General features: G+C 44.6%; 24 protein-coding genes and 3 tRNA genes. 17 read left to right on the plus strand and 10 right to left on the minus strand.

Features of this window, described 5'->3' with window-relative positions:
- Window positions 1-199 precede the first annotated feature (199 nt).
- Both pta and AXF12_RS07535 read left to right on the plus strand, forming a co-directional pair.
- Window positions 200-2278 carry a phosphate acetyltransferase gene (gene pta / locus AXF12_RS07530; protein WP_066429864.1) on the plus strand — a complete coding sequence of 693 codons (2079 nt, stop codon included), beginning with the start codon at window positions 200-202 and terminating at the stop codon, window positions 2276-2278.
- Between the two features lie 41 nt (window positions 2279-2319).
- Entirely contained in the window at window positions 2320-3522 is a 1203-nt protein-coding gene (locus AXF12_RS07535) for an acetate/propionate family kinase (RefSeq protein ID WP_066429867.1), read from the plus strand.
- Window positions 3523-3579: 57 nt separating this feature from the next.
- Here the strand turns inward: AXF12_RS07535 and AXF12_RS07540 are convergent, their stop codons facing one another.
- The 5 genes from AXF12_RS07540 to AXF12_RS07560 all read right to left on the minus strand — a co-directional run bounded on the left by AXF12_RS07540 (window position 3580) and on the right by AXF12_RS07560 (window position 7851).
- Window positions 3580-4368 carry a diadenylate cyclase gene (locus AXF12_RS07540; protein ID WP_066429879.1) on the minus strand — a complete coding sequence of 263 codons (789 nt, stop codon included), beginning with the start codon at window positions 4366-4368 and terminating at the stop codon, window positions 3580-3582.
- Window positions 4365-5183: a dihydropteroate synthase gene (folP, locus tag AXF12_RS07545; protein WP_066429889.1), complete on the minus strand. Its 819-nt coding sequence runs from the start codon at window positions 5181-5183 to the stop codon at window positions 4365-4367. The genes AXF12_RS07540 and folP overlap by 4 nt, the downstream gene beginning before the upstream one ends.
- Before the next feature lie 29 nt (window positions 5184-5212).
- Window positions 5213-6286, minus strand: coding sequence for an LptF/LptG family permease (locus AXF12_RS07550; RefSeq protein ID WP_066429891.1), 1074 nt, complete (start codon window positions 6284-6286; stop codon window positions 5213-5215).
- Complete coding sequence (gene tgt, locus AXF12_RS07555; RefSeq protein ID WP_066429892.1) at window positions 6287-7417, minus strand: tRNA guanosine(34) transglycosylase Tgt; 1131 nt, start codon at window positions 7415-7417, stop codon at window positions 6287-6289.
- A gap of 146 nt (window positions 7418-7563) precedes the next feature.
- Entirely contained in the window at window positions 7564-7851 is a 288-nt protein-coding gene (locus AXF12_RS07560) for a hypothetical protein (protein ID WP_143325052.1), read from the minus strand.
- 441 nt (window positions 7852-8292) lie between these two features.
- Here AXF12_RS07560 and AXF12_RS12665 point away from each other — a divergent pair, with 441 nt between their 5' ends.
- The 5 genes from AXF12_RS12665 (at window position 8293) to AXF12_RS07580 (ending at window position 11602) form a co-directional block, all read left to right on the plus strand.
- A complete protein-coding gene (locus AXF12_RS12665; protein WP_257721644.1) occupies window positions 8293-8415 on the plus strand; it encodes a hypothetical protein in 123 nt (40 codons plus the stop codon).
- An 8-nt stretch (window positions 8416-8423) separates the two neighbouring features.
- Entirely contained in the window at window positions 8424-9152 is a 729-nt protein-coding gene (locus AXF12_RS07565; RefSeq protein ID WP_074860950.1) for a PA3715 family protein, read from the plus strand.
- Window positions 9153-9193: 41 nt separating this feature from the next.
- Window positions 9194-9751 carry a hypothetical protein gene (locus AXF12_RS07570; RefSeq protein ID WP_066429900.1) on the plus strand — a complete coding sequence of 186 codons (558 nt, stop codon included), beginning with the start codon at window positions 9194-9196 and terminating at the stop codon, window positions 9749-9751.
- Between the two features lie 123 nt (window positions 9752-9874).
- Window positions 9875-10984, plus strand: coding sequence for a hypothetical protein (locus AXF12_RS07575; protein ID WP_066429903.1), 1110 nt, complete (start codon window positions 9875-9877; stop codon window positions 10982-10984).
- Between the two features lie 3 nt (window positions 10985-10987).
- Window positions 10988-11602, plus strand: a complete 615-nt coding sequence (locus AXF12_RS07580) for a hypothetical protein (RefSeq protein WP_066429906.1) — start codon at window positions 10988-10990, stop codon at window positions 11600-11602.
- 19 nt (window positions 11603-11621) lie between these two features.
- Here the strand turns inward: AXF12_RS07580 and AXF12_RS07585 are convergent, their stop codons facing one another.
- Complete coding sequence (locus AXF12_RS07585; RefSeq protein WP_066429907.1) at window positions 11622-12575, minus strand: DUF445 domain-containing protein; 954 nt, start codon at window positions 12573-12575, stop codon at window positions 11622-11624.
- A 170-nt stretch (window positions 12576-12745) separates the two neighbouring features.
- Between AXF12_RS07585 and AXF12_RS07590 the strand changes: the two genes are divergently transcribed.
- From AXF12_RS07590 to mgtE, 3 genes are read left to right on the plus strand one after another with little or no spacing between them, the layout of a single operon-like run.
- Window positions 12746-14167, plus strand: coding sequence for an L-serine ammonia-lyase (locus AXF12_RS07590; protein WP_066429911.1), 1422 nt, complete (start codon window positions 12746-12748; stop codon window positions 14165-14167).
- Between the two features lie 18 nt (window positions 14168-14185).
- Window positions 14186-14956, plus strand: a complete 771-nt coding sequence (rsmA, locus tag AXF12_RS07595; RefSeq protein WP_066429914.1) for a 16S rRNA (adenine(1518)-N(6)/adenine(1519)-N(6))-dimethyltransferase RsmA — start codon at window positions 14186-14188, stop codon at window positions 14954-14956.
- Between the two features lie 42 nt (window positions 14957-14998).
- On the plus strand, window positions 14999-16354 hold the full coding sequence (gene mgtE, locus AXF12_RS07600; protein WP_066429916.1) for a magnesium transporter: 1356 nt from the start codon (window positions 14999-15001) through the stop codon (window positions 16352-16354).
- Window positions 16355-16467: 113 nt separating this feature from the next.
- Here the strand turns inward: mgtE and AXF12_RS07605 are convergent, their stop codons facing one another.
- Window positions 16468-17223 carry a hypothetical protein gene (locus AXF12_RS07605; protein ID WP_074860947.1) on the minus strand — a complete coding sequence of 252 codons (756 nt, stop codon included), beginning with the start codon at window positions 17221-17223 and terminating at the stop codon, window positions 16468-16470.
- A 325-nt stretch (window positions 17224-17548) separates the two neighbouring features.
- On the opposite strand from AXF12_RS07605, the gene AXF12_RS07610 reads away from it, so the two are divergent.
- The 7 genes from AXF12_RS07610 to AXF12_RS07640 all read left to right on the plus strand — a co-directional run bounded on the left by AXF12_RS07610 (window position 17549) and on the right by AXF12_RS07640 (window position 21486).
- The gene (locus tag AXF12_RS07610; protein WP_066429922.1) at window positions 17549-18253 is read left to right on the plus strand and encodes a MotA/TolQ/ExbB proton channel family protein; all 705 of its coding nucleotides are present in this window, start codon (window positions 17549-17551) and stop codon (window positions 18251-18253) included.
- Between the two features lie 110 nt (window positions 18254-18363).
- The gene (locus AXF12_RS07615; protein ID WP_066429925.1) at window positions 18364-18750 is read left to right on the plus strand and encodes an ExbD/TolR family protein; all 387 of its coding nucleotides are present in this window, start codon (window positions 18364-18366) and stop codon (window positions 18748-18750) included.
- Window positions 18751-18773: 23 nt separating this feature from the next.
- Window positions 18774-19604, plus strand: coding sequence for an energy transducer TonB (locus tag AXF12_RS07620; RefSeq protein ID WP_066429928.1), 831 nt, complete (start codon window positions 18774-18776; stop codon window positions 19602-19604).
- A 131-nt stretch (window positions 19605-19735) separates the two neighbouring features.
- Window positions 19736-20950 (plus strand): bifunctional folylpolyglutamate synthase/dihydrofolate synthase, encoded by a 1215-nt coding sequence (locus AXF12_RS07625; RefSeq protein ID WP_066429930.1) that lies wholly within the window; start codon window positions 19736-19738, stop codon window positions 20948-20950.
- Between the two features lie 238 nt (window positions 20951-21188).
- A tRNA-Val gene (locus AXF12_RS07630) sits at window positions 21189-21263 on the plus strand.
- A 38-nt stretch (window positions 21264-21301) separates the two neighbouring features.
- A tRNA-Val gene (locus AXF12_RS07635) sits at window positions 21302-21376 on the plus strand.
- Window positions 21377-21411: 35 nt separating this feature from the next.
- Window positions 21412-21486, plus strand: a tRNA-Val gene (locus AXF12_RS07640).
- 89 nt (window positions 21487-21575) lie between these two features.
- On the opposite strand, the gene AXF12_RS07645 is transcribed toward AXF12_RS07640, so the two are convergent.
- The 3 genes from AXF12_RS07645 to recG are packed head-to-tail and all read right to left on the minus strand — an operon-like array spanning window position 21576 to window position 24641.
- Complete coding sequence (locus AXF12_RS07645) at window positions 21576-21935, minus strand: hypothetical protein (protein ID WP_066429931.1); 360 nt, start codon at window positions 21933-21935, stop codon at window positions 21576-21578.
- Between the two features lie 30 nt (window positions 21936-21965).
- The gene (locus tag AXF12_RS07650; protein WP_143325051.1) at window positions 21966-22502 is read right to left on the minus strand and encodes a hypothetical protein; all 537 of its coding nucleotides are present in this window, start codon (window positions 22500-22502) and stop codon (window positions 21966-21968) included.
- A gap of 30 nt (window positions 22503-22532) precedes the next feature.
- A complete protein-coding gene (gene recG, locus AXF12_RS07655; RefSeq protein WP_066429936.1) occupies window positions 22533-24641 on the minus strand; it encodes an ATP-dependent DNA helicase RecG in 2109 nt (702 codons plus the stop codon).
- Window positions 24642-24719 lie beyond the last annotated feature (78 nt).

Genomic DNA, 24719 nt, shown 5'->3' on the forward strand with positions numbered 1-24719 from the left:
TAAGCATAGTCATTTTTTAAGCTGGAATGAGGAAGACTCCATCTCGGGGTTGGAGCGCAATCGCGATCCCTTTATCGACTCTCCTCAATTAGTACGGTGCGCATTGAAAAGATAAAAAAGTATACTTTTTCTTGTGAGAACGAAATAAAGGTCGTAACTTTGCGGCTCAGAAACTTAAGAGAGTAATTTTCAAGTTAAGATGAATAAATCAGTTTATATTATGGCTCCTAATGCCAACAGTGGCAAGTCGTTAGTGAGCTTAGGCGTGTTGCAAATGGTGATGCGCAACACAGCCAATGTAGGCTATTTTAAGCCTATTGTAGAGAAGAAATCAAAGAAAGACAAGTTTGTTGAGACGGTGCTCTCGCATTTTAACCTCAATATGCAATACGAGGATGCACACGTCTACACACGTAAAGAGGCTGTTGCCCTTAAGAACGAGGGGAGTATCGGTGAGGTATACGACACTATCATCAAGCGTTATAAAGAGCTTGAGGCTAAGTTCGACTTTGTGCTCGTGGATAGTGCCAGTATTGGTGAAGACAGCAATCCTTTTGATGAGAGCCTGAATGCTTCTATCGCGCAGAGCCTTAATATTCCTACTTTGGTAGTACTAAATGATGCGTACGCCTCAGAGGAAGAACTCATTGAGCAGGTGCAAGTGGAGTTGCATAACCTTTTAGAGAAAGATGTGCGCGTGCTCAGCGTATTCATCAATAAAGCAAAGAATGCTACTGCAGAAACCAAAACGCGCTTAGAGGCTATTTTTAAGGATATTCCTTTTACGATCATCGAAGAGCGCGAAGAGCTATCGCGCCCTACTATCAGAGAGGTTGCTGAGGCGTTAGATGCTGAGTTTATTTACAAAGGCGACAGCATAGACGTGATCACTAAGCGCACTATCATTGGGGCAATGCGTCTATCCAACTACTTAGACCGCCTCACTGAAGGGGGCTTGGCAGTGATCTCTGCTGACAGAAGCGATCTTATCTTGGGTACACTACTGGCGAATTATGCTAACTTCTCACAAATCAGAGGGGTAGTGCTCTATGGCGGATTTAAGCCAGAGCCATCAGTTATCAAGATTTTAGAAGGCTTGCAACAGCATATTCCTGTGATGATTGCCAAGAGCGATACCTTTGAGGTGGCTAACGCTATTGGTAATGTGCAGTCAAGCATCTATCCAGAGAATACAGAGAAAATAAAACTATCGTTACAGCTTTTTGAGGAGACAGTAGATGTGAAACGCCTCAATGACAGTATTTCGAGCTTTAAGTCAGAGACCATTACCCCACGTATGTTCCAATACAATATGGTGGAAAAGGCGCGCAAGGCACAGAAACGCATTGTGTTGCCAGAGGGCAATGACGACCGTGTGCTCACTGCTGCTTCTCAATTGGCAGAAGACGAGTTGGTATACCTCACTATCTTAGGTGATCCTGAGACAGTGAAAGCTCGTGCGAAAGGCGTGCTCGGCTTAAAATGGAATGAAGATCGTATCACCGTGGTAGACCCTATCCATAGTCCTAAGTACGAGGCGTATGCAGAGAAGCTGTACGAATTGCGCAAGGCAAAGGGTATGGAGCTCTCACAAGCTAAGGACTTGATGCTCGATGCCTCTTATTTTGGCACAATGATGGTATTCTTGGGCGATGCTGATGGTATGGTCTCAGGAGCGGTGAATACTACGGCACATACTATTCGTCCGTCATTACAATTTGTAAAGACTAAGCCAGGGGTAAACACTGTGTCCTCAGTGTTCTTTATGCTTTTGCACGATAGGGTGTTGGTATATGGCGATTGTGCGATTGTGCCTAACCCAACGGCAGAACAATTGGCAGAGATTGCTATTACCTCTGCCGACTCAGCGATTGCTTTTGGTATTGAGCCTAAGGTAGCCTTGTTGTCGTACTCTTCAGGTACCTCAGGCAGTGGTGCCGACGTGGACAAGGTACGCGAGGCTACTGCTATCGTGAAACAACAACGCCCCGACTTACTTGTAGAAGGACCTATCCAATACGATGCAGCGGTAGACCCCAAAGTGGCTAAGGGCAAGATGCCTAATTCCCCAGTGGCTGGGCAAGCGAATGTGCTTATCTTCCCAGACCTCAACACAGGGAATAACACCTACAAAGCGGTGCAACGCGAAACAGGGGCTTTGGCTATCGGGCCTGTACTGCAAGGACTCAGGAAGCCCGTAAACGACCTCAGCCGTGGGGCACTCATTCCGGATATCTACAACACCGTGCTCATTACAGCCATACAGTCGGAAATGTAGAAGTAGAAGAATAGAAAATTAGCAATTAGAAAAATAGAAGAATGGAGATACTTATTATCAATTCAGGGAGTTCGTCCCTTAAATATCAATTAATAGACTCAAAAACAGGTGTATCGCACGCACGAGGCTTGGTAGACCGCATCGGTATTGATGGCAGTACTATCAAATACATAGCCCTAAAAAATGGCAAAGAAGTAGAAGTAAAACGTGAGGTAGCAATCCCAACGCACGAGGTGGGTATGAACCTTGTAGCAGAGCTGCTTACTGATAAAGAAGTAGGGGTTATCAGCAACCCCAGCGAGATTAAAGGTGTAGGCCATCGCGTGGTGCACGGCGGGGAGACCTTAGTGCAACCCACAGTGATCACCGATGAAGTAGTGAGCAAGATAGAACAACTTATCCCGCTCTCACCTTTGCACAACCCTGGGCACTTAGAAGGCATCAGAGTGGCACGTAAGTTGTTCAGCAATGCTACTCACGTGGCGGTGTTCGATACGGCTTTCCACCAGACGATGCCTGCTAAAGCGTTCCGCTACGCTATCCCCAATGAGTATTACGAAAAACACGGGGTGCGCGCCTATGGTTTCCACGGCACCAGCCATAAATATGTAGACGCTCAGGCACGCAAGTACCTCAACAATCCTCATTTGAAGAACATCACGATTCACTTGGGAAATGGCGCAAGTATGGCAGCCGTAAACGTTGAGGGGCACTGCGTGGATACCTCAATGGGCTTAACCCCTCTTGATGGACTTATTATGGGCACACGTTGTGGCCTCATTGACGCCTCTGTGGTCTTCTTCCTCAATGAAGAATTAGGGCTCAGCAATGAAGAAATCAAAACGATCTTCAATAAAAAGAGTGGTATGCTTGGGCTTACCGGCAACTCCGATGCCCGCGATGTCTCTGCTAAATATCACAAAGGCGATGTTGAGGCTATTCTCTGCTATGAGATGTACGCTTACCGTATACAGAAGTTCATTGGGGCGTACACTGCAGCACTCAACGGCTTAGACAGCATTGTTTTTACTGCTGGCGTAGGTGAAAATGACGCACTCACACGTTCATTAGTATGTAAGAATATGGAGTTTTTCGGTATCAAGCTCGATGAGGAGAAGAACGTAAGTCGCAACCACCCTACTGAGCCTGTGGAGATACAAGCCACAGATAGCCGTGTGAAGATCTTAGTAATCCCTACCAATGAGGAATTACAAATTGTGAATGAGATTGTAAATTTAGTATAGATTCACTAAGTGATATAACAAAAAGTCCTCTAATAGAATGTTCTATTAGAGACTTTTTTATGAAATAAGCCTAAAATCTTGCTTGATAAGTTCGATAAGGTTCGCAATATCTTTATATTTCACAAAACTACCTCCTTTGAAGTACGATATACGCCCCGTTTCTTCTGAAACTACTAATGCAGTAGCATCTGTCTTTTCAGTGATAGAAATAGCTGCCCTGTGGCGTAATCCATAGCGTTTAGGCAATTGATTTTCACCTACTACAGGAAGTATCACACGGGTGGCAATAATATGATTATCCCTGATGACAATAGCTCCATCGTGCAAAGGACTATTCTTATAAAAAATACTCTCTATAATAGGCTCACAGAACTCTATATTCACTTTATCGCCTGTTTCAGTGACAAAGTCCAAAGGAACATTGCGCTCCAATACTATCAAAGCCCCTGTATTAGTAGAAGATAGCTTCTGACATACACTCACTAAGCCGTCGATTTCTAGAGAAATTTCCTTAGGCTTGAATGAATGGAATAGCTGGCTGAACTTATTGCGTGCCGTAATATTTGTAGAACCTAATGTCAACAGAAAACTGCGTATTTCCTGCTGAAAGACCACTATCAAGGCAAAGACCCCCACCCCTATGAACTGTCCTAAAATACTACTAAGCAACTGCATTTGGAAGGCCTCAGTGATTTTCCATATCAGGTAGATAATCACAATCCCCATAAAGATGTTAATAGCCACAGTACCTTTTATCAGGCGGTAGATATAGTACAACAATACCGCAAAAAGCAGTATATCAAGTATATCAGCTATCGAAATCTCTAATACATCAAATAGTTTCATCGCATCTTATTGTAAATGGTTATACATTCCTTAGCCTCTTTCACATCGTGTACACGTAATATATGCGCCCCTTTCATCAAAGCAATAGTATTGACCACTGAGGTAGCATTGAGTGCCTCTTGAGGAGTTGTATCCAACAACTTATAAAGCATTGACTTACGTGAGACTCCTACTAAAATAGGGCAACCTAATTCCTGAAAGTATTCCAAATTATGTAATACCTCATAATTCTGATCTAAGGTTTTAGAGAAACCAAAGCCAGGATCAACCACAAAGTCATTAATCCCCAAACTGAGTGCTTTTGCCTTTCTTTCTGAGAAATAGTAAAGCATCTCCTTGATGATTGATTCATAGTGAGTTCGTTGTTGCATTGTTTGAGGAGTACCTACTAAATGCATTGCAATATAAGGCACTTGATATTTCGCCACTACTTCCAACATCTTATCATCAAGCAGCCCCGCAGAAATATCATTAATAATGCAAGCCCCTTCCTCTAAAGTCTGCCGTGCTACTTCACTTCTGAAAGTATCAATAGAAAGCCTTGCCGTAGGGAATGCTTTTAGTAACAGCTTCACTACTGGGACTACCCTATGCAGCTCCTCTTCCTGAGATACTTCAGCAGCATTAGGGCGCGTGCTGTATCCACCAATATCCAAGAAATCAGCCCCTTCTGATAGCATTTTCTCAGCACGTTTCAGCACATTGACTTCTGTAACTCTACTGCCCTCATAAAAAGAGTCAGGCGTTATATTCAATATCCCCATTACCTTTGGTGAGGCAAGAGATACAAGCGTTCCTTTACAATTCATATCCATATACTGTAAATTCTTAAAAGGTTTCTACATCAGCTTCTTACTCTTTTCAGCAGCACAATTGCCAAGGTGAGGAATATTAGATTTGGGATTACCACCGCCATCAACGGTGAGAGCCCTGAGGTTTGCGCCAAGGTACCGAAAATGCGGTCGAAGAACACGTAACTAAAGCCAATTACCACCCCAAAGATAAGGTTAATCCCCATACCACCGCGCTTCTTCACTGAGGAGACCGCCACGCCGATGAATGTCAAGATAAAAGCCGTAATCATCGCACTCCAACGCCTGTATTTCACCAGCAGATAGAGGTTGATATTCGGCGACCCCTTCATCTTCTCACGCTCGATGAACTTATTGAGCTCAAAGAGGTTCTTATTCTCCGCCGTATACTCCATCGGCATCAAGTCGTCAATCTTAAAGTTGAAGATAGTGTCCAGCACCTCCTTGCGCTGTATCACATCATCGCCCTCCCCTACCCTACGCTTTACATAATTGCGCAATTGATAGGTGTGGGTGCTATCTATCCACTGTATCTCAGCCGCATTGATCTTCTCGGTCATCTTAATACCCTTAAAATGCTCTACCGAAAAGTTATAGCCCGTCTTTTTCTTGTAGTCGAACGAGCTTACGTACAGCACATCGTTCTCCGAGAACTGATTGTAAAGCTCCGAGACGCTCTCCACCTCCGAACCACGTAAGTACTTATTCCAAAAGTCGTTATACACCGTGCTTGCGGCTGGCACGATGAACATCCCCATAAAGAATACCACCACCGATACGATCGACGCCCCCACTAAATACGGACGCAGAAACCGCCGATACGAAATCCCCGAGCCCAGAATGGCAATGATCTCCGTGCGCATCGCTAGGCGCGAGGTAAACCAGATGATCGACATAAAAAGGAAGATCGGGAAGAGTATATTCGCGTAATAAATGATAAAGCTACCGTAATAAGCAAGTATTTCGCTCAGCGGTGCCTTCTTATCAAGCATCTTATCGACCTTTTCCGAGAGATCGACCACGATCCCTATGGGGATAAACATCAATAGCATCACAAAGAACGTCAATAAATAACGCTTTAGTATGTACCAATCAAGTATTTTCATCTATAATCTATTTTCTAACCGTGGCACCATTGCCGCCTTCCACGATGCAAAGCTCCCAGCGAGGATTTGACGCCGCGCCTCACGCACTAACCACAAGTAAAACCCTAAATTGTGAATCGAGGCAATCTGTTTGCCCAAAAACTCATTGGCAGCGAACAAATGTCGCAAGTACGCCTTCGTATAATACGTATCTACGTATGTATGCCCATCGGCATCAATCGGCGAGAAATCCGCCTCCCACTTCTTATTCTTAATATTGATAATCCCCTCGGAGGTAAAGAGCATCCCATTGCGCGCATTGCGAGTAGGCATCACGCAATCCATCATATCCACCCCAAGGGCGATATTCTCGAGGATATTCACTGGCGTGCCTACCCCCATCAAGTAGCGCGGCTTGTCCTTCGGGAGGATGTCGCACACCAACTCGGTGATCTCATACATCTTCTCCGCAGGCTCTCCCACCGAGAGGCCACCGATAGCGTTGCCATCCGCCCCCTTGCTGGCGATATACTCTGCCGACTGAGTGCGCAAATCGCGATAAGTAGCCCCTTGCACGATCGGGAAGAGGCTTTGCGCGTAACCATACTTCGGTGGCACCTTCTCCAAGTGTGCAATACACCTATCCAGCCAGCGATGCGTCATTGCCATTGAGCGTTTCGCGTATGCATAATCGCACGGATAGGGCGTACACTCGTCGAACGCCATCATAATGTCCGCCCCAATCGAGCGCTCGATCTCCATCACCTTCTCGGGTGAAAAAACGTGGTATGAGCCGTCGATATGGCTCTTAAACTTCACCCCTTCCTCCTTTATCTTGCGTGTAGCCGAGAGCGAATACACCTGATAGCCCCCACTGTCGGTCAGGATACTCCTATCCCAATTCATAAAACGATGCAAACCGCCCGCCGCCTCAAGTATGTCAGTCTGCGGACGCAAATAGAGGTGGTAGGTATTGCCCAAGATAATATCAGCATTGATGTCCTCCTTCAGTTCGCGCTGATGCACCCCTTTCACCGTCCCCACGGTGCCCACAGGCATAAAGATGGGCGTCTCAATCACCCCGTGTGCGGTGGTAATACGCCCCGCACGCGCCTTGGTCGCCGCATCAGTGGTCAATAATTCAAATTCCATATACAAACTTAATCTGGCGGCAAAGATACGATTTTTTAATGGATAATAAATAATGCACAATGAATAATTTTTCAGCGATCGGCTTCCAACCATCAATTCTAACCACTGATCCCCTGACCTCTGACCACCGATCCCCTGACTGCTGATCACTGATCTCCTGCCTTCTGACCACTAATCTCCTGACTGCTGACCACTGATCCCCTGCCTTCTGACCACTGATCTCCTGCCTTCTGACCACTAATCTCCTGACTGCTGACCACTGATCCCCTGCCTTCTGACCACTGATCTCCTGCCTTCTGACCACCGATCTCCTGCCTTCTGACCACTGATCTCCTGCCTTCTGACCACCGATCCCCTAACTTCACACCGCGATCGCCCCACCCCGATCGGAACGCGCTCGGACACATCTCGGAGGAACGCCGAAGGATAGCCATTGAATAGTATTACCACAGTATTACTATAGTATTAGGTTAGTAAGAGGATAATATTAGGTTTAGCGAATAACCATCGAAAAATCAACGAATTACAAAGCCATCAAAAACACCCATTTTACACACTTTATATAGACCTATCCACCCAACCTAACGAATTGATTATGAAAGACATAATGCTAATGAGTAAAGAGTAAAAAGTAAAAAGTTCAGCGCATTAGCAAATTAATCATCCCAAATTACGCAGTAGAACTATCCACTGCAACTAACTAATTAACAATGTGTGAGTACGCTTTCGGATTCCCCTCTCCTTCGAAGGAGAGGACGGGAGAGGATGTTGCTAACAATCAATAGATTATAGAGATTTCATAATCCTACTGCGCAATTTGGGTTTAAACAACTTTATTGTTAATTACAAATTATTTTGTACCTTTGCACTGAAAAATGAAGACACCAATGATCAATTATACCGATTTATGTATGCGCCTTGCAGGCGTGGTGATAATGCTTATCTATGTAAAATGGATATTCCGTTGGAAAGAAAAAAACAAAAACAAAAATAAATAAAGAGAACTATGAAAAAGGTACTGACAATGATAAGCGTGTTTTTAGGACTAAGTGTTTACGCCCAAAGTGTAGATATGGCGGCATATAACACAGTGATAAAGCAGCTGGGTATCCACAAACAAGCAATTGATACACAATTCTATACCGAAAAGATATTACCTAATGACAAATCTACGTGGGTGATGGTCTTTGCTGAGATTGCCAAAGATAATGAGGAGGAGAAAGGCACTACAGAGTACAGCGCCTACATAGTGCTTTACGACTTGAATAACAAGAAGATAAAAGCATTCTATAAAGAAAAAAACAAATGGCTTTCAGACCGTAATGATATGCAAATCTCACGCATCTGGATTGATACAGGTTTGTTTGTGCTCACAGAAGGCGTGCGTGCCTTTGGTATTAGAGTGGAGAGTTATCACAACGGTTTTGACTATGTTGAAGACACTGATTTTGAGCTGTTTGTATACCGAAATAACAACTTGGACAGAGTGTTGAGTAATTACCCCTTAGGATTTGTACATAAGACTCCTACCAACGGCGATGAGAATGATTGTGCGCCTTCGGATAGCCGTAAGTCGATGTTCTCAATGAGCAAAAACAAAACGAATGGCTATTATGACATTATTGATACTATCACACAAGAGGAGATCACTTACGATACTAATTGCAAGAAGCGTATGAAGAAAACTAAAGAAACTAAAACACTGAAATACAACGGTAAAGAATACAAATACTAACCCCTAATCCCTAAACACTAAACACTAAACACTAATAAAAAATGGCAGAAGTAAAAGACAATGTATTCCTGAAGGGAGTCTCAGGAAAGTTCGGCGACCAATTCGTATTCAAGCAGCGCAACGGCAAGACATTTATATGCCGAAAACCGCAATTGCCTGCGCAGCGCACTCCCAACCAAAAGAAGCACGCTATGCGTTTTGCAGACGCCACCGCCTACTCCGTAGAGGCCCGCCAAGACCCCGAGCTATACAACTACTATGCCAAAATCGCCAAACGCAAAGGCAAAACCGCCCACAACATAGCCGTTGCCGACTACTTTGCGATGCCCTCCATTGAGGAAATTGACGCCTCGCAGTACACAGGTGCCGCAGGCGAGACAATCATCATCAATGCATTTAAAGCCACCAAGGTTGCCAAAGTAACCGTACAACTCCGCGATGCCGAGGGGGCGCTCATCGAACAAGGCGAAGCCACCGAAGCACTACAAGGCTGGCTCTACATCACCACCACCGACAACCCCCAACCGAGCGGCACCCACCTCATCGCCCGCGCCATCGACCTCCCAGGCAACATCGCCGAACAGGAAATAGTACTTTAAGAGATCAGGGATCAGAAAGCAGTTCTACCCTCTAACCCATAACTAATTATTTTACCCAATTATTTGGCAGTTCAATTTTATTGCCATACTTTTGCAGCCAAATAATGAAAATAGTTTTAACAAATGAAAAGATTTAACAGTATCAAAAAGTGGGTTGTAGCACTTGGTGTTATCACCCTATTTACGACTTGCTCAAAAAGCGATGACGAGAAAGTCTACACACCTGCCGAAGCAAGGCAAGCTATCCAAAACACTATTGATGGGCTCTACAGATGTATGCAAACCTTAAATGATGGCAGCTTTTCGCAGTTCTTCTACAATCTCGTTTTTTCCAAAGGGGATAAATCTGGGGGCAATTCTGATCAGTGGGTTCAGACCTTATGGTTTGCCTTAGAAGATGATCTCGGCAGAGATAAAATCGTAGACGACCCCAATAGCTCTTTTGTATTTCACAAGCTGAAAGCTACCTATGCGTGGGATATTACAAACAAGAAATGGGTAAAGGAAGGCGATAGTAAGGTTCTAACACTGAAATTTCCTTCAACAAAAGAGGGCAAAACTAACAATGCTACTTTTGTACTGACTAATTATGAGGATACAGAAGTAACCGTTGAAAATAAAAAAGCTCGCTATCCCACAAGGGGCAATGCTTATTTCACAGTTGATGGACTAAGAGTTTTTGAAGTAACTATCGACAATATTAAGTATGAGCAATATAACAATATCTTTATCCCTTCGCTAGTGGATATCGTAGTTATTGCGAATCCATTTACGGCTCGCCTACAGGCAAAAAAGGCAGAAAAAGAGCATTATACCTTTGCCTTCTCAATGGCGACATCACAAGGATGCGACTTTGGTGTGAAGGCTGATATTCGCTTAAAACACAGTGATTTCGATAATGTAACAAGTTTCCAAGAACTTGTAAAGAGCGTAGCAGCAGAAGCCTACAAAGACGATCTCAGGGTGTATACCACTGCCGATGTAGAAGGGATGTACAGAGGTAAAAACAAAGATTATAAACCCTCTATTGACGAAGTAAACACTTATGTAAAAACATTGGTATTCAAAGGAGATAGCCATATTGCTGACTTGAAATACAACAAGGAAAATGGTAAATTTTCACCTGACCTGATCTTCTCAGATGGTAGTCAAGATAAAGCTGAAAAGTATGTAAAGGATTTTGACAGTCAAGTGAATAGAATCTTTAAGAAGTTCATTGACAACGAGAATTAAGCAATGAAAATATTTATAATATCAATTTTAACAATAATGAGCAGCATTGCCTTCGCACAAGAGGGCAATGCTGTTTCTGTTATCGATAGCACTATGGCTACCCGCAATACTACTATCACAACAAAGACAGATGCTGAGCTCAAACATCAAATAGGGATAGGAATATCAAAGTTTGTGAATGCAGCTTTCCCAAGTGATAGCAATGCCTTTTTAGTGGAATATCGCTATCTGACCCCCCCTAAGATTGCCTATAGAGCAGGAGGAGACTATAGGGTAGACTCTTCAAAGGACAGTAGCTATGAATTTGCTTTAAAAATAGGGGTAGATTGGCTTTTCAAAGATTACAAACATTGGAAATTTTATTATGGAATTGACCTCTGGGGGCGCTATCTCTACTATAAAGACCGTAAACAGCACTTTACAAATCTGGCTGTAAACCCTTTCTTGGGCATACAATATCAGATTACGAAGAATTTTTCTGTATGCACAGAACCTGGCTTCTTTGTAAAATACAATATCAACAAAGACAACAAAACTTTCGACCCTAATAACCGAAATACTTGGGTAGAAAGTCGCTTAGCAAAGATAGGTTTTATACAACTCAATTTTCATTTTTAACCGATACCCCCACTAATCCTTAACTACTAACCACTTGAGTAACCACATAAATCAGCAAGCCTACTAATCCCCCTACGAGCGTCCCGTTGATGCGGATAAATTGCAGGTCTTTACCCACTTCAAGTTCGAGCTTTTCGCTAAGGGCTTGGCCGTCCCAGTTGGTTACGGTGTTGCTTATGAGGTGGCCTACTTCGTGGCGGTTGCGCAGTACGAATTGGTAGGCGGCTTTTTGTACCCAGGAATCAATGGTGGGTTGCAGGGTGCGGAGCTTGGCTTTTAGGTCTTCTAAAAAAGGCAACTCATTGGCAAGTGTATGCAACTGCCCCTGCACCTCAGTGCGCAAAACGTGCTCAGGGTCAGCCTGTGCCTCAGTCAGGAGTTTTTGTATGCCCTTTAGTAGGCTCTCAGAGATGATATTCTTAATAAAATCAGGTACGAGCGAAGGTAACTGCTTGTTGATTTCGCCCTGTAGGGTGCTTTGGTGACTGGTGAGATAGCTTGCTACGCTGCCAAAGAGTTTGCTGGTGAGTCGGTCTGTGGTTTTGCCCTCCACGGCCTTAGTGAGCCATTGTTTTATTTGAGTGATGTTACGTTCCTTATTGAGCCAATCGGTGAGGTAACGCCCTATACTGAGTTGCGTAACATAGGGGCGTAACTGCTCCGCCTTTAAGAAGTTATCCACCACAAAAGCCCCGAGATTCTCACCGATATCGTTCTTCTTATGCACAATGAGGTTCGTGTGGGGTATGTGTAGACCCAGCGGGTGGTGAAAAAGAGCCGTAACAGCGAACCAATCCGCCAAAGCTCCCACCATAGCCGCCTCAGCAAAGGCTTTTACATAGCCCACAAAAGCGAGTGCAGGCTGGGTGTGAGTGAGGTATAGCATTGTGCTGTAAAGGATTAGCATTGCTACAAATAGGCCTGTAGCTAATTGTTTATGGCGTGTTAAACGCTGCTGTTTATCATCATTCATAAATATATTTCATTTTGGCGGCAAAAATAGTAAATAATTCCCTAATGCCAACATAGAGGTCAGAGGTCAGCGATCAGAAAGCGATAAAGGACGCGATAGCAAAATTACTCATTACTCATTGCTCATTAAACATTATTTCGTAATTTTGCAGCCCGATTAAAAAACTGACAATGGAAAGAATTAGTGTATTCGATATGTTAAAGATAGGCGTGGGTCCTTCGAGCTCCCACACCTTAGGTCCGTGGCGCGCTGCTGAGGCTTTTTTAAAAGAACTGCACACCACGGATTACTTCTCCCGCACCGACAAGGTGCGCGTAGACCTCTATGGCTCGCTATCCCTTACAGGCAAAGGGCACGCTACCGACTTGGCTACGATGCTGGGGCTCAGTGGTGCCGACCCTGAGTATGTACCTATCGAAAGCCTTGATGTGATCATCGCTGCTATCAACAACAACCAACAGCTGTGCTTAGGAGGTGAGCGTATACTACCCTTTAATCCTAAAGAAGACATTGTTTTTAATAAGAATTTCTTGCCTTTTCACGCCAACGGACTCACCTTTACGGCTTACGGTGAGGATTTTGAGTACAAATCGACATTCTACTCCGTAGGCGGCGGCTTTATCGTTAAAGAAGAGGCAGACGACAGTGTTTCCTCGCCCGTTGAAGAAAAGAACTTCCCCTATCCTATCGACAAAGCTACCGAACTTCTCGATTATTGCCACAGAGAAGGTAAAAAGATCTCTGAAATCGTGTATGAGAATGAGAAATCTATCCGCTCTGAGGAAGCGATACACCACGAACTGCTGCGTATATGGCATACGATGCTGGAATGTGCTTACATCGGTTGCCATACGGAGGGGATACTCCCAGGTGGGCTGAATGTGCGCCGCCGTGCTTATGATATGCACAAGAACCTCATCGGTGTGGTCAGCTACGATAGTCCTGAGGGGTGGCTCAACTCAATTAAAAAGACGGATATTAAGTTTCGCGAGATACTCAAATGGGTAAGCTGTTTTTCGCTGGCTGTCAATGAAGTAAATGCCTCGCTGGGGCGTGTGGTTACCGCCCCTACCAATGGTAGCGCAGGGGTGATACCCGCCGTATTGCTCTATTACCTGACTATCGACAACCAAGAGGCAGGCGAAAAAGAGATTAAGCAATTTTTACTGGTGGCAGGTGAAATAGGCAGTCTCTTTAAGAAGGGGGCAACTATTTCAGCGGCAATGGGGGGCTGTCAGGCAGAGATAGGCGTATCCTCAGCAATGGCAGCAGGGGCGTTGTGCGAGCTATTGGGCGGCACGCCTGAGCAGGTGCTTATCGCTGCCGAAATCGCTATGGAACACCACCTTGGGCTCACCTGCGACCCTATCGGCGGACTGGTACAGATCCCCTGCATCGAACGCAATGCAATGGGAGCCGTCAAAGCTATTAACGCTGCTGAGCTGGCCATCGAAACCGACCCTCGCAATGCCAAAGTACCGCTGGACAAAGTCATCGGCACAATGTGGCAAACCGCTAAGGATATGAACTCCAAATACAAAGAGACCTCCGAAGGAGGCCTAGCCGTAGCCGTAAACATCGCTGATTGTTAAGCAAAAAGAGAATGACCAATGACAGAAGTCCGCGCAAAGAAGCACTTGGGGCAACACTTCCTCACCGACCTGAATATCGCTAAGAAAATAGCCGATACACTCTCCCTTGTGGGCTATCGCAAGGTAGTAGAGATTGGGGCGGGTATGGGCGTACTCACTCAGTTTCTATTGGAGAAGAACACTGAGGTGCATGTCATTGAGATCGATAAGGAATCTGTGGCGTATCTCAATGAGCACTACCCTACCCTACAAGGCAGCATACTTGCTGAGGACTTTTTGAAATACGACATAGCAGGCTATATGGGAGAACCCTTTGCCATCATTGGTAACTTCCCTTACAATATCTCCACACAGATCGTTTTTAAGCTCTTAGAGCTGCGTGAGATAGTGCCTGAGTTCAGTGGTATGTTTCAAAAGGAAGTGGCTGAGCGTATTTGCGAGAAGGCGGGTAGCAAGACCTACGGCATACTTTCGGTGCTGGTACAGGCGTTCTACGAGGCGGAATATCTGTTCACCGTCTCCGAGCACGTCTTTAATCCTCCGCCGAAGGTGAAAAGTGGTGTACTAAGGCTGCGGCGCAAAGCCAATTACCACCTCGATTGTGATGAAAAGCTGTTCTTTACAGTAGTGAAAACTGCCTTTAACCAACGCCGTAAAACGCTACGCAATAGCCTTAAGTCCTTGCTTACAGAGGAGATAAAGCAAAACCCTATATTCGATAAGCGTCCTGAACAACTCTCTTGGGAAGAATTTATGTTAATTACTAAAGAAATAAGTGAAGAGAAGTAAGAAGTAAGCATTCATTACTCTCTACTCATTACTCATTAAAATATGACTTCATTCAAACTTACAGACGGACTTATAGCGCAGATACAGCAACTCATTGAGGAGAATAACAATAAGGCACTCACCGAGCTTATCTGTGAGTTACACTATGCCGATATTGCTGAGATTATCCACGAGCTGACCATAGAGGAGGCAGTGTATATTATTCGCCTTATCGATGCGGATAAGACTGCCGATGTGCTCACGGAGTTAGATGATGATTACCGCGATAAGATCCTTAAAACGCTGTCAGCAAAAGAGATTGCCGATGAGGTAACCGAGCTGGACACCGACGATGCAGCAGACCTCATCTCTGATCTCTCAGATGAGCGCAAAACGGAAGTTATCTCCTACATTGAGGACGTGGAGCACGCTAAGGACATCGTTGATCTCTTGCGCTACGATGAGGACACCGCTGGGGGGTTGATGGCTAAGGAACTGGTAAAGGTAAATGAGAATTGGAATGTGCTGGAGTGTGTGCGTGAGATGCGCAAACAGGCAGAGAATGTTACCCGTGTGCACTCTATCTATGTGGTAGACGACAATGATGTACTCAAAGGGCGGCTTTCGCTCAAGGACCTGCTGGTAACCTCTACGCGCTCGGCAGTCAAGGATATCTATATACCCAAAGTAGACTACGTGTATGTGAACGATACGGCCGAAGATGTGGCACACATAATGTCGAAATACGACTTAGAGGCAATCCCCGTAGTAGATGAGATGAAGCGATTGGTAGGGCGCATCACCATTGACGACATCGTAGACGTGATCAAAGAAGAAGCCGAAAAGGACTACCAATTGGCGGCGGGGATCACCCACGACGTAGAGGCAGATGACAGCATCTGGAAACTCACCAAAGCGCGCCTGCCGTGGCTACTCATCGGTATGTTTGGCGGATTAGGGGCGGCGAGCATCATCAACGGCTTTCAGGATGCAATGGGCAAATACCCTATACTGCTGATATTTATTCCGCTGATACAAGCCACCGCAGGGAATGTAGGGGTACAATCCTCAGCGATTGTAGTGCAGGGTTTGGCAAATAATTCTATTGACGGACAGCTTATTGCGCGGCTGCTCAAAGAGTTTATCTTAGGGCTCATCAACGGGCTTACCATTGCGGGGATCGTGATCTTAGTAAGCCACTTCGCTTTCCACGCTGAGTATATGATCAGCACCACCGTAGCCATTGCCTTGGTAACGGTGATCGTCAATGCGGCTATTATAGGCACTTTTATCCCTATATTCCTCGCTAAACGCGGTGTAGACCCCGCCGTAGCCACAGGACCTTTTATCACCACCAGCAACGACGTTTTGGGTATCTTGATTTACTTCTCCATCGCGAAGATGTTACTCGGCTTTTAAGAGAAATGAGATAAAAAAAAGCGATACCATCTTAAGAAGATATCGCATAAAGCAATATAATAAGTTGTAAATCTTAACTGTTAATTCACATTGTAGATAAACAGCAATTTTAATTATTTTCGTTCTTTAGGGGCTATTGAATAAGAATAAGGGGCATAAGTAACATAATCCCAAAGACCATAGTTATCCTTTACGGGAGTTTTATCGCCTACAAACTTAATATTTTCGGTACTACAAAAAATATGAAAAGGGTATTCCTGCCCAAATTCAAGTTGCGCAGAGGCATATTCAGTTCCATCAATAATCCAAGTTGCAAAGTAATTATTCTTAACCAATTTAAGGTCTATCTGAAAGATATGCCAAGCATTCTTTTTAATTTTAACTTTCTTGTGCAAGTGAGGACTTTCTTGATTGGTAATATAGGCAATCACCTCATCATCAGCAACCTTCAGCTCTCTTCGCTCTTCCTCTGGACCTGAACCTACCTCAAAATCGAGTTCGTGTTTGTCATTATGCCATATCCACGAACCTATGCTGGCGCGTTCGTTCTTACTTAGATCTGAAATATAAGTGCGCCAAGTGTAAAGCCCTGCACCAAAACGTTTCTTAGTCTTCATCTTTTGTCGTTGGCGTGTATTGGCTTGGGTATAAATCCGCAATGCTTTCTTATCGCTGCAATCAGTGCAATTGACTACTGATGAATTGATTTTTTCCTCGTCATCACCTTGGTTATCCGTAGTCCAATCGTCAGTGGAGGCAAAATCCCACTTAATTTGCTTACCCAATTGCACACCGTCGTCTTTGCTGCAAGCCATACTGCCGAGCAAAGCTGCCATTACTACTAATGTTCTTTTGCTTAGTCTTTTCATAATCAATCTATTTTATTTATAAATCACCTTCGCTTCTAAAATCAATTGTTTTAGACGGCAAAAATATATAAAATATTTAAAAACAAGTTTTTAAAAGTCATTCTTGTTAGGGCAAATATAGCAAAATATAATTTAAATTAGTGAGGTCTGAAAGGTTAGATATCAACTGGGCAGCTCTCCATCTATTAACATTTATCATAGTTGTTTCTAAGATAAGTAAAAGTTCAAAGAAGTTAAAAAAATGTTTTTTTAGTAAAAGATGCTTGTATATCAAAAATATTTATTACTTTTGCAAATATTTTAAATGTAAACACAGAATACACTTATGTTAGGATTACAAACGACAATTACTTCAGCGGTAACTGATGCCGTGGCAGCGGCAGCTCCTGCACAGGAAAAGACACTCTCGATAATGGAAATGATACTCGATGGTGGTACTGCCAACGTGATTATCATTGGGATATTATTCGTGATGCTCGCAGTAGCACTGTTCATATACTTCGAGCGATTGTTTGCCATCAAGGCGGCATCGAAGGTTGATAAAACTTTTATGTACAAGATACGCGATTGCATTTCTGCTGGGCGTCTTGATGCCGCTAAGATGCTTTGTGCTCAGACCAATTCGCCTGTGGCACGCTTAATTGAGAAGGGCGTTTCGCGCATCGGGAAGCCTTTGGACGACATCAACAAGGCAATTGAGAATGCAGGTACGCTTGAGGTGTATAAATTAGAGAAAAACACAGCGATTTTGGCGACTATCGCTGGGGCAGGACCAATGATTGGGTTCTTTGGTACGGTTGTGGGGATGATAATGTCATTCCACGAGATGGCTTCTGCTGGAGGACAGGCTGAAATGGGTGCTTTGGCAGCGGGTATCTACACAGCAATGGCTACAACCGTTGCAGGGCTTATTGTGGGGATTATCGCTTACATTGGCTACAATCACTTAGTGGTAAAGACCGATAAGATTGTGCACTTGATGGAAGCCAATGCGGTTGAGTTCCTCGACTTGCTCAATGAGCCGTTATAGGAAAGTAGGAAAAGAGAAATGAGAAAAGAAGATATGATATATTATATGTTCTAATAGCTCAATTTTCTAATTTCCCAATTTACTAATCTTCTAATTTACTAAATAAAACAATGAAATTAAAAGGAAGAAATAAAGTAAGCCCAGAGTTTAGTATGTCGTCAATGACGGACATTGTGTTCTTGTTGTTGGTGTTCTTTATGATCACTGCCAACAGCCCTAATGCGTTGGACTTGTTGCTACCCAAGGCTAAGGGAAAGTCGACCAACACACAAAACGTATCGGTGAGCATTGATAAGGATTTGAATTACTTTCTTGATAAGCGACCGATCTCTCCCGACAACTTAGATGCAGAACTGACCACTGCTTTGCAAGGTGTGGAGAATCCTACCATCATCTTGCGAATGGAGGAGAGTGTGCCTATCAAGAATGGTGTGGCTGTGATGGACGTAGCCAATCAGCACCAATACAAGGTGATATTAGCGGTGAGACCGCAATAGTTACTTTTAGAAGACAAAAAATTATGAACTTATTTAGTACAACACACGAGCGGAAATCATTAGCTGCTACCACAGTCGTGATGAGTTTGGTAGTGCTTTTGCTTTTCTTCTCAGGAATGAAGTACCTCGACCCGCCGCCTGAGAGTGGTGTGGACGTCATCTTTGGTGTGGACATCGAAGGTATGGGTGAGCGCACTGAACCACCTGCTGCCACTAAACAAGAGAAGCAACCTGTAGCAAAGCCTGAGCAGACAACTCAGGAGGTGCCTCGTGAAAACCTCTTAGCGCAGGATAACAACGAGGATTTTGCAGTGCCTGAAACTCCAAAGAAGCAAGAGAAGAAGAAAGAAACTCCTAAGATAGAAAAGCCCAAAGATACTCCTAAACCTGTAGAGAAGCCTAAAAAGCCCTCAAGGGAGACTTCAGATGCGCTTTCCAACATATTGGGGGCTGCTAACGCTGGGGGTAGTGGCACTGCGGGACAAGGTGATGGCAATAAGGTGGGGTATCAAGGGAGCTTACAAGGCAGTCAGTATGGGAACTCCTACTATGGTGATGGCTCGGGCAGTGGCAAAGGCGGTAAAGGTTGGGGCTTGAATGGCAGAACCATTGCAGCCCAAGGAAAATCGCTACAAAACTGCAATGAAGAAGGCAGGGTTGTGGTTGAGATTGTTGTAGACCGCTCGGGACGTGTAGTGAAAGCAACCCCAGGGGTAAAGGGAACTACAAATCCTGCTCCGTGCTTGCTTGAAGCAGCTAAGAGAACAGCTAATATGCACCGATGGAATGCCGACGAGAATGCGCCTGCACATCAAACGGGGTTTATTGTTATTAATTTTAAATTAGGAGAATAATTATGATTTTTTTTCTATTTGCTGTAATCTTTTTATTACTAATCACAAACCCTTTCAAGTATACCCAACGAGAAAAGAAGCGATTCACTATACATAGAAAACAAAAAAACAAACATTAAAAAGAGTTTACATTGAACTATCAGGAAACACTTCAATGGATGTTCAGTCGTCTACCGATGTTCCAGCAGAAGGGGCGCGAGGCACTCAATGCTAAGTTGGATAATATACGCGCTTTTGCGGCGGTTTTAGGCAATCCACAAACGCAGTTTAAGAGTCTGCACATCGCAGGCACAAATGGCAAAGGTTCGAGCAGCAGTATGCTCGCCTCGGTGTTGCAAGAGGCTGGTTATAAAGTAGGATTATATACTTCCCCTCACCTGCGCGACTTTCGTGAGCGGGTAAAAATAGATGGAAAAGAAGTGCCCGAGGCTTTCGTTGTAGATTTCATCGCTAAACACAAAGGTTTTTTAGAGCAGCAAGCACTGTCGTTCTTTGAGATGACCGTAGGGCTTGCTTTTGCTTATTTTGCAGAGGAGCAAGTGGATATTGCTGTGATTGAAGTAGGCTTAGGAGGACGCTTTGACTCCACGAATATCATCACCCCTGAGGTTTCACTTATCACAAATATTTCTTTTGACCATACTGATATCCTTGGCGATACTTTGGCTAAGATTGCATACGAAAAGGCAGGAATTATTAAGCCACATACACCTGTGGTGATCAGTGAATACGAGGCTGAAACGGCTCCCGTTTTTGAGGCAAAAGCTAAAGAGATAGAGGCTCCTATTACTTTTGCCAATACTATCACGACGGACTTAAAAACAGATCTCCAAGGCAATTATCAAGCGAAGAATATCAAGGGTGTATTGGCTGTACTTCAGATCTTGATGGCACAAGGCTGGAAGATAAGCAATACAAACATTGAGGAAGGACTTTTACACGTAGTGCGCAACACACATCTCTTGGGCAGATGGCAGTGCCTTGGTGAGCGTCCGACCATCATCTGTGATACAGGTCATAACGAGGGCGGGTTGCAGTACGTAATGACACAACTCAAGGAACAGACTTACCAGAAGCTGCATATAGTAGTTGGTTTTGTGAAGGAAAAGGACGTGAATAAGGTGTTGGAGTATTTCCCGAAAGAGGCTACGTATTACTTTGCACGTCCGAATATCCCACGAGGGTTGGCTGTAGAGACTTTACAAGAGATTGCCACACGTAAGGGCTTGCAAGGTAAGGCTTACGCTTCTGTGGGTGAAGCACTCACGGCTGCCCGATCCGCTGCCTCTGCTGATGACTTTATCTTTGTGGGTGGAAGCACTTTTGTAGTAGCTGAAGTGGTGTAAAGAGCTTCTTTATCTATCAAGTAAGTAAAAGCCTTCTTCTTTCTTCAATTAAGAAAATAACTTAAACTTTTTGCAGCTATCTCTATAACTTAATAATAATCAAGTTATAGCCTTCATTAAATTCCCTTAAAGGAAAGTTCCCTAAATTACTTTATCCAAACTTTTTTTAAAAAAAGTTGCTTAAAAATTTGTAGGTTTATAAAATAGTCGTACTTTTGCAGCCGTAATGAAAAAACAAGGGTTCTTAGCTCAGCTGGTTCAGAGCATCTGCCTTACAAGCAGAGGGTCACTGGTTCGAATCCAGTAGGACCCACTTGAAGTTTCATAAACTTTTTATCATTGTTGTTTTTAGGGTTCTTAGCTCAGCTGGTTCAGAGCATCTGCCTTACAAGCAGAGGGTCACTGGTTCGAATCCAGTAGGACCCACTAAAAACTGAATTTTATTGTTGTTTTCATAATTAGGGTTCTTAGCTCAGCTGGTTCAGAGCATCTGCCTTACAAGCAGAGGGTCACTGGTTCGAATCCAGTAGGACCCACAAAAAGCCCTCAAAGCAAACGCTTTGAGGGCTTTTTGTTTTATAAGAGGTTATTATTAACTATGGATTTTTAGCTTTTTAGACTACTATCATAACGGCTGTATTTCGCAATCCACCCCTCTTCTGTATAAAAGCTCCCCACTAAGTCCATCAGAAATAGCAACTAAGTCCTTAATACCCTTTTCTTCATTGGCAATCTTCCAACCATTTACATCACCTTGTTCGAAGAAAAACAAGATATTATGCAGCGTTACGTCTACCATTGTGTAGGCTACTTCTTTGATAAGAGCAAGCTGCTCTTCAGTGCATTTAGCCAAAGAAGCACTTATACGCTTACTTTCTGCATCTTTCATCTCAGCAGAGACCACTTTTTCAAACTGTTGCAAGGAAGCATCGCGTATAGTTGCTATAAATTCCTCTCCAAACTCATCTAATACAGCTTTATTCATACAATTTCTTTATTATCCTATGCAAAAAATCTAAAAACTCAACATATACACCTGATAGTCTTTGTTTTCTTTCAAGAAATAATCCTCATAAACACGGTATACATTTTTGCGATGGATACGTCCTGCTGCTAAGCCTAAACAGTAAAATGCGTTTGTTGATTGCATTGAGCGGTTTTTGAAGATTAGCAGGGTGCGCTTGTGTTTCGGTGCATAGTAAATCACATAATCAGGGGTCTGCTCTTGCAATTGAAAGACATCGGTAAGGCGATAAGGCTCCACGCAACCTGTTTCTTCTTCCTCAAAGGCCAAGCTCTTGGGCAATACCACCTCTTTGCGTAGTGGAAAGGCAAACCGCACCTCAGTGGTGTAGCAGTCAGGAGCCCCACAATCTGTCCCGTGCACATCAAACGGAATAGCTACCTTTACGTTATCATTCTCCACAGTCGCTACCCCACAAGTGTAAAGTTCTTTTAAAAAGCTGTTACGTAACGGCGACTCTTGCCCTAAAACCTGACTGCTATACCCCCCGAAGAATGTTATTAGCATTATAATCCATATCTTTTTCATCACTATTCCTTATTCGTTATACACTATGCACTAACTAATGTATGTCCACAGATTTTTATATCGCTGCAATTGCGCTAAGGTATCGGCGATGACCTTGTGCTCAGGTTGCTCTAAATTGGGGTCAGCTTTTACGAGGTCAATTGCCTGAAAGCGCGCCATACGCAGTATATCCTGATCTTTGACGATATCGGCAATCTTCAAGGCGAGTACACCGCTCTGCTGGGTGCCCATTAGGTCGCCAGGACCGCGCAACTTAAGGTCTACTTCGGCAATCTCAAAGCCATCTGAGGTGCGCACCATTGTCTCCATACGCGTGCGGGTGTCGCTGCTGAGCTTGCTACCCGTGAGGAGTATGCAGTAGCTCTGTTCCGAACCTCGCCCGACTCTGCCGCGCAACTGGTGCAACTGCGAGAGCCCAAATCGCTCAGCACTTTCAATCACCATTATGGAGGCATTGGGCACATTCACCCCTACCTCAATCACTGTGGTGGCAACCATTATTTGCGTTTCGCCACGCACAAACTTATCCATCTCAGCGTCTTTCTCGGCAGGTTTCATTCGCCCGTGTACCATCGATACTTTGTATTGCGGCTCAGGGAAAATACTGCGGATATAGTCATAGCCTTCGCTGAGGTTCTTAAAATCTAACGCCTCCGACTCTTCAATCAGCGGGTATACCACATACGCCTGTCGCCCCTTGGCAAGCTCCTGACGCACAAACTCATAAGTCTGCCCGCGGTGTTGCTCAAAGTGGTGCAGGGTGCGTATAGGCTTACGCCCTGGGGGCAACTCATCAATTACAGAGACGTCGAGGTCGCCGTATACGCTCATTGCTAAGGTGCGCGGTATGGGTGTTGCGGTCATCACCAGCACGTGCGGCGGCAGCGTATTCTTGCGCCATAGCTTAGCTCGCTGTTCTACCCCAAAGCGGTGTTGCTCGTCAATGATTGCTAGCCCTAAGTTCTTAAACACCACCTTGTCCTCCAAAAGGGCGTGCGTACCGATGAGTATGTTGAGCGTGCCCGTCTGCAACTGCTCGTCAAGCTCTTTGCGCTCTTTTGTCTTGGTAGAGCCTGTCAGCAGCCGCACGCTTACGGGCATATCTTTCAGCAACTCAGAGATACCCACATAGTGCTGATTAGCGAGGATTTCCGTAGGTGCCATTAGGCAGGCTTGGTAGCCGTTGTCCACTGCCAAGAGCATCGTCATCAGGGCAACGATTGTCTTGCCCGAACCCACATCACCTTGCAGGAGGCGATTCATCTGTGAGCGCGACCCCACATCGGCGCGTATCTCTTTCATTACACGCTTTTGCGCCCCTGTCAGGGCAAAAGGTAGATGGTGATTATAGAAGTCCATAAAGTGCTCGCCTACCTTCTCAAAGGGCAGCCCGACGAACTTCTGCTTGCTGAGCACGTTCTTGCGCACCAATTGCAGTTGTATGTAGAAAAGCTCTTCAAACTTGAGCCGTATAGAGGCGCGCGTAAGTCGCTCTTGGTCGGGCGGGAAGTGAATGTGCAGCATCGCCTCGCTCTTGCTGATAAGGCTCAGCTTAGCACGTAGTGACTCAGGCAGGGTCTCGGCAATGGGTGCAGGCATCTCTTGGAAGACGGTGTAGATAAATTGCCGCATCACCCTCCCTGTGATGTTCTTCTTGTCGAGCTTTGTAGTAGAAGGATACACGGGCTGTATGCTGCCCGCAAGGGGCTTATCGAAGTCCTTAATGAGGTCCATTTCGGGGTGGGGCATTGAGTAGACCCCGCCCATTAGGTTCACCTTGCCGAAGATTACGTACGGCTCGTTGATGCGCAAGTTATCGCGCATCCAGCTTACTCCCTTAAACCACACCAGCTCCATCTGCCCCGTCTCATCGACGAAGGTGGCCACAAGCCGCATCTTCTTATTGCTCGACTCCACCGTGCGCAAGTTCACAATGCGCCCGATGAGTTGTACCTCAGCACTGTTGTTATGCAACTCCTTTACTTTGTAGAACTTCGTGCGGTCCACATACCTATTCGGAAAGAGGCTGAGCAAATCCTGATAAGTAAAAATACCCAGCTCGCTCTTGAGCAGGTCAGCCCTTGCAGTGCCTATGCCTCGCAGTTGCTCTATGGGTGTATGTAAGTAGTTGTTTGTCATTTTTATGTTTCCAAGAGCAAAAGTAGCTATTTTTTTCAATACCACAAAGGTTTTACACTATTTTTTCACCAGATTGAT

Source organism: Capnocytophaga haemolytica, from assembly GCF_001553545.1.
GTDB lineage: Bacteria > Bacteroidota > Bacteroidia > Flavobacteriales > Flavobacteriaceae > Capnocytophaga > Capnocytophaga haemolytica.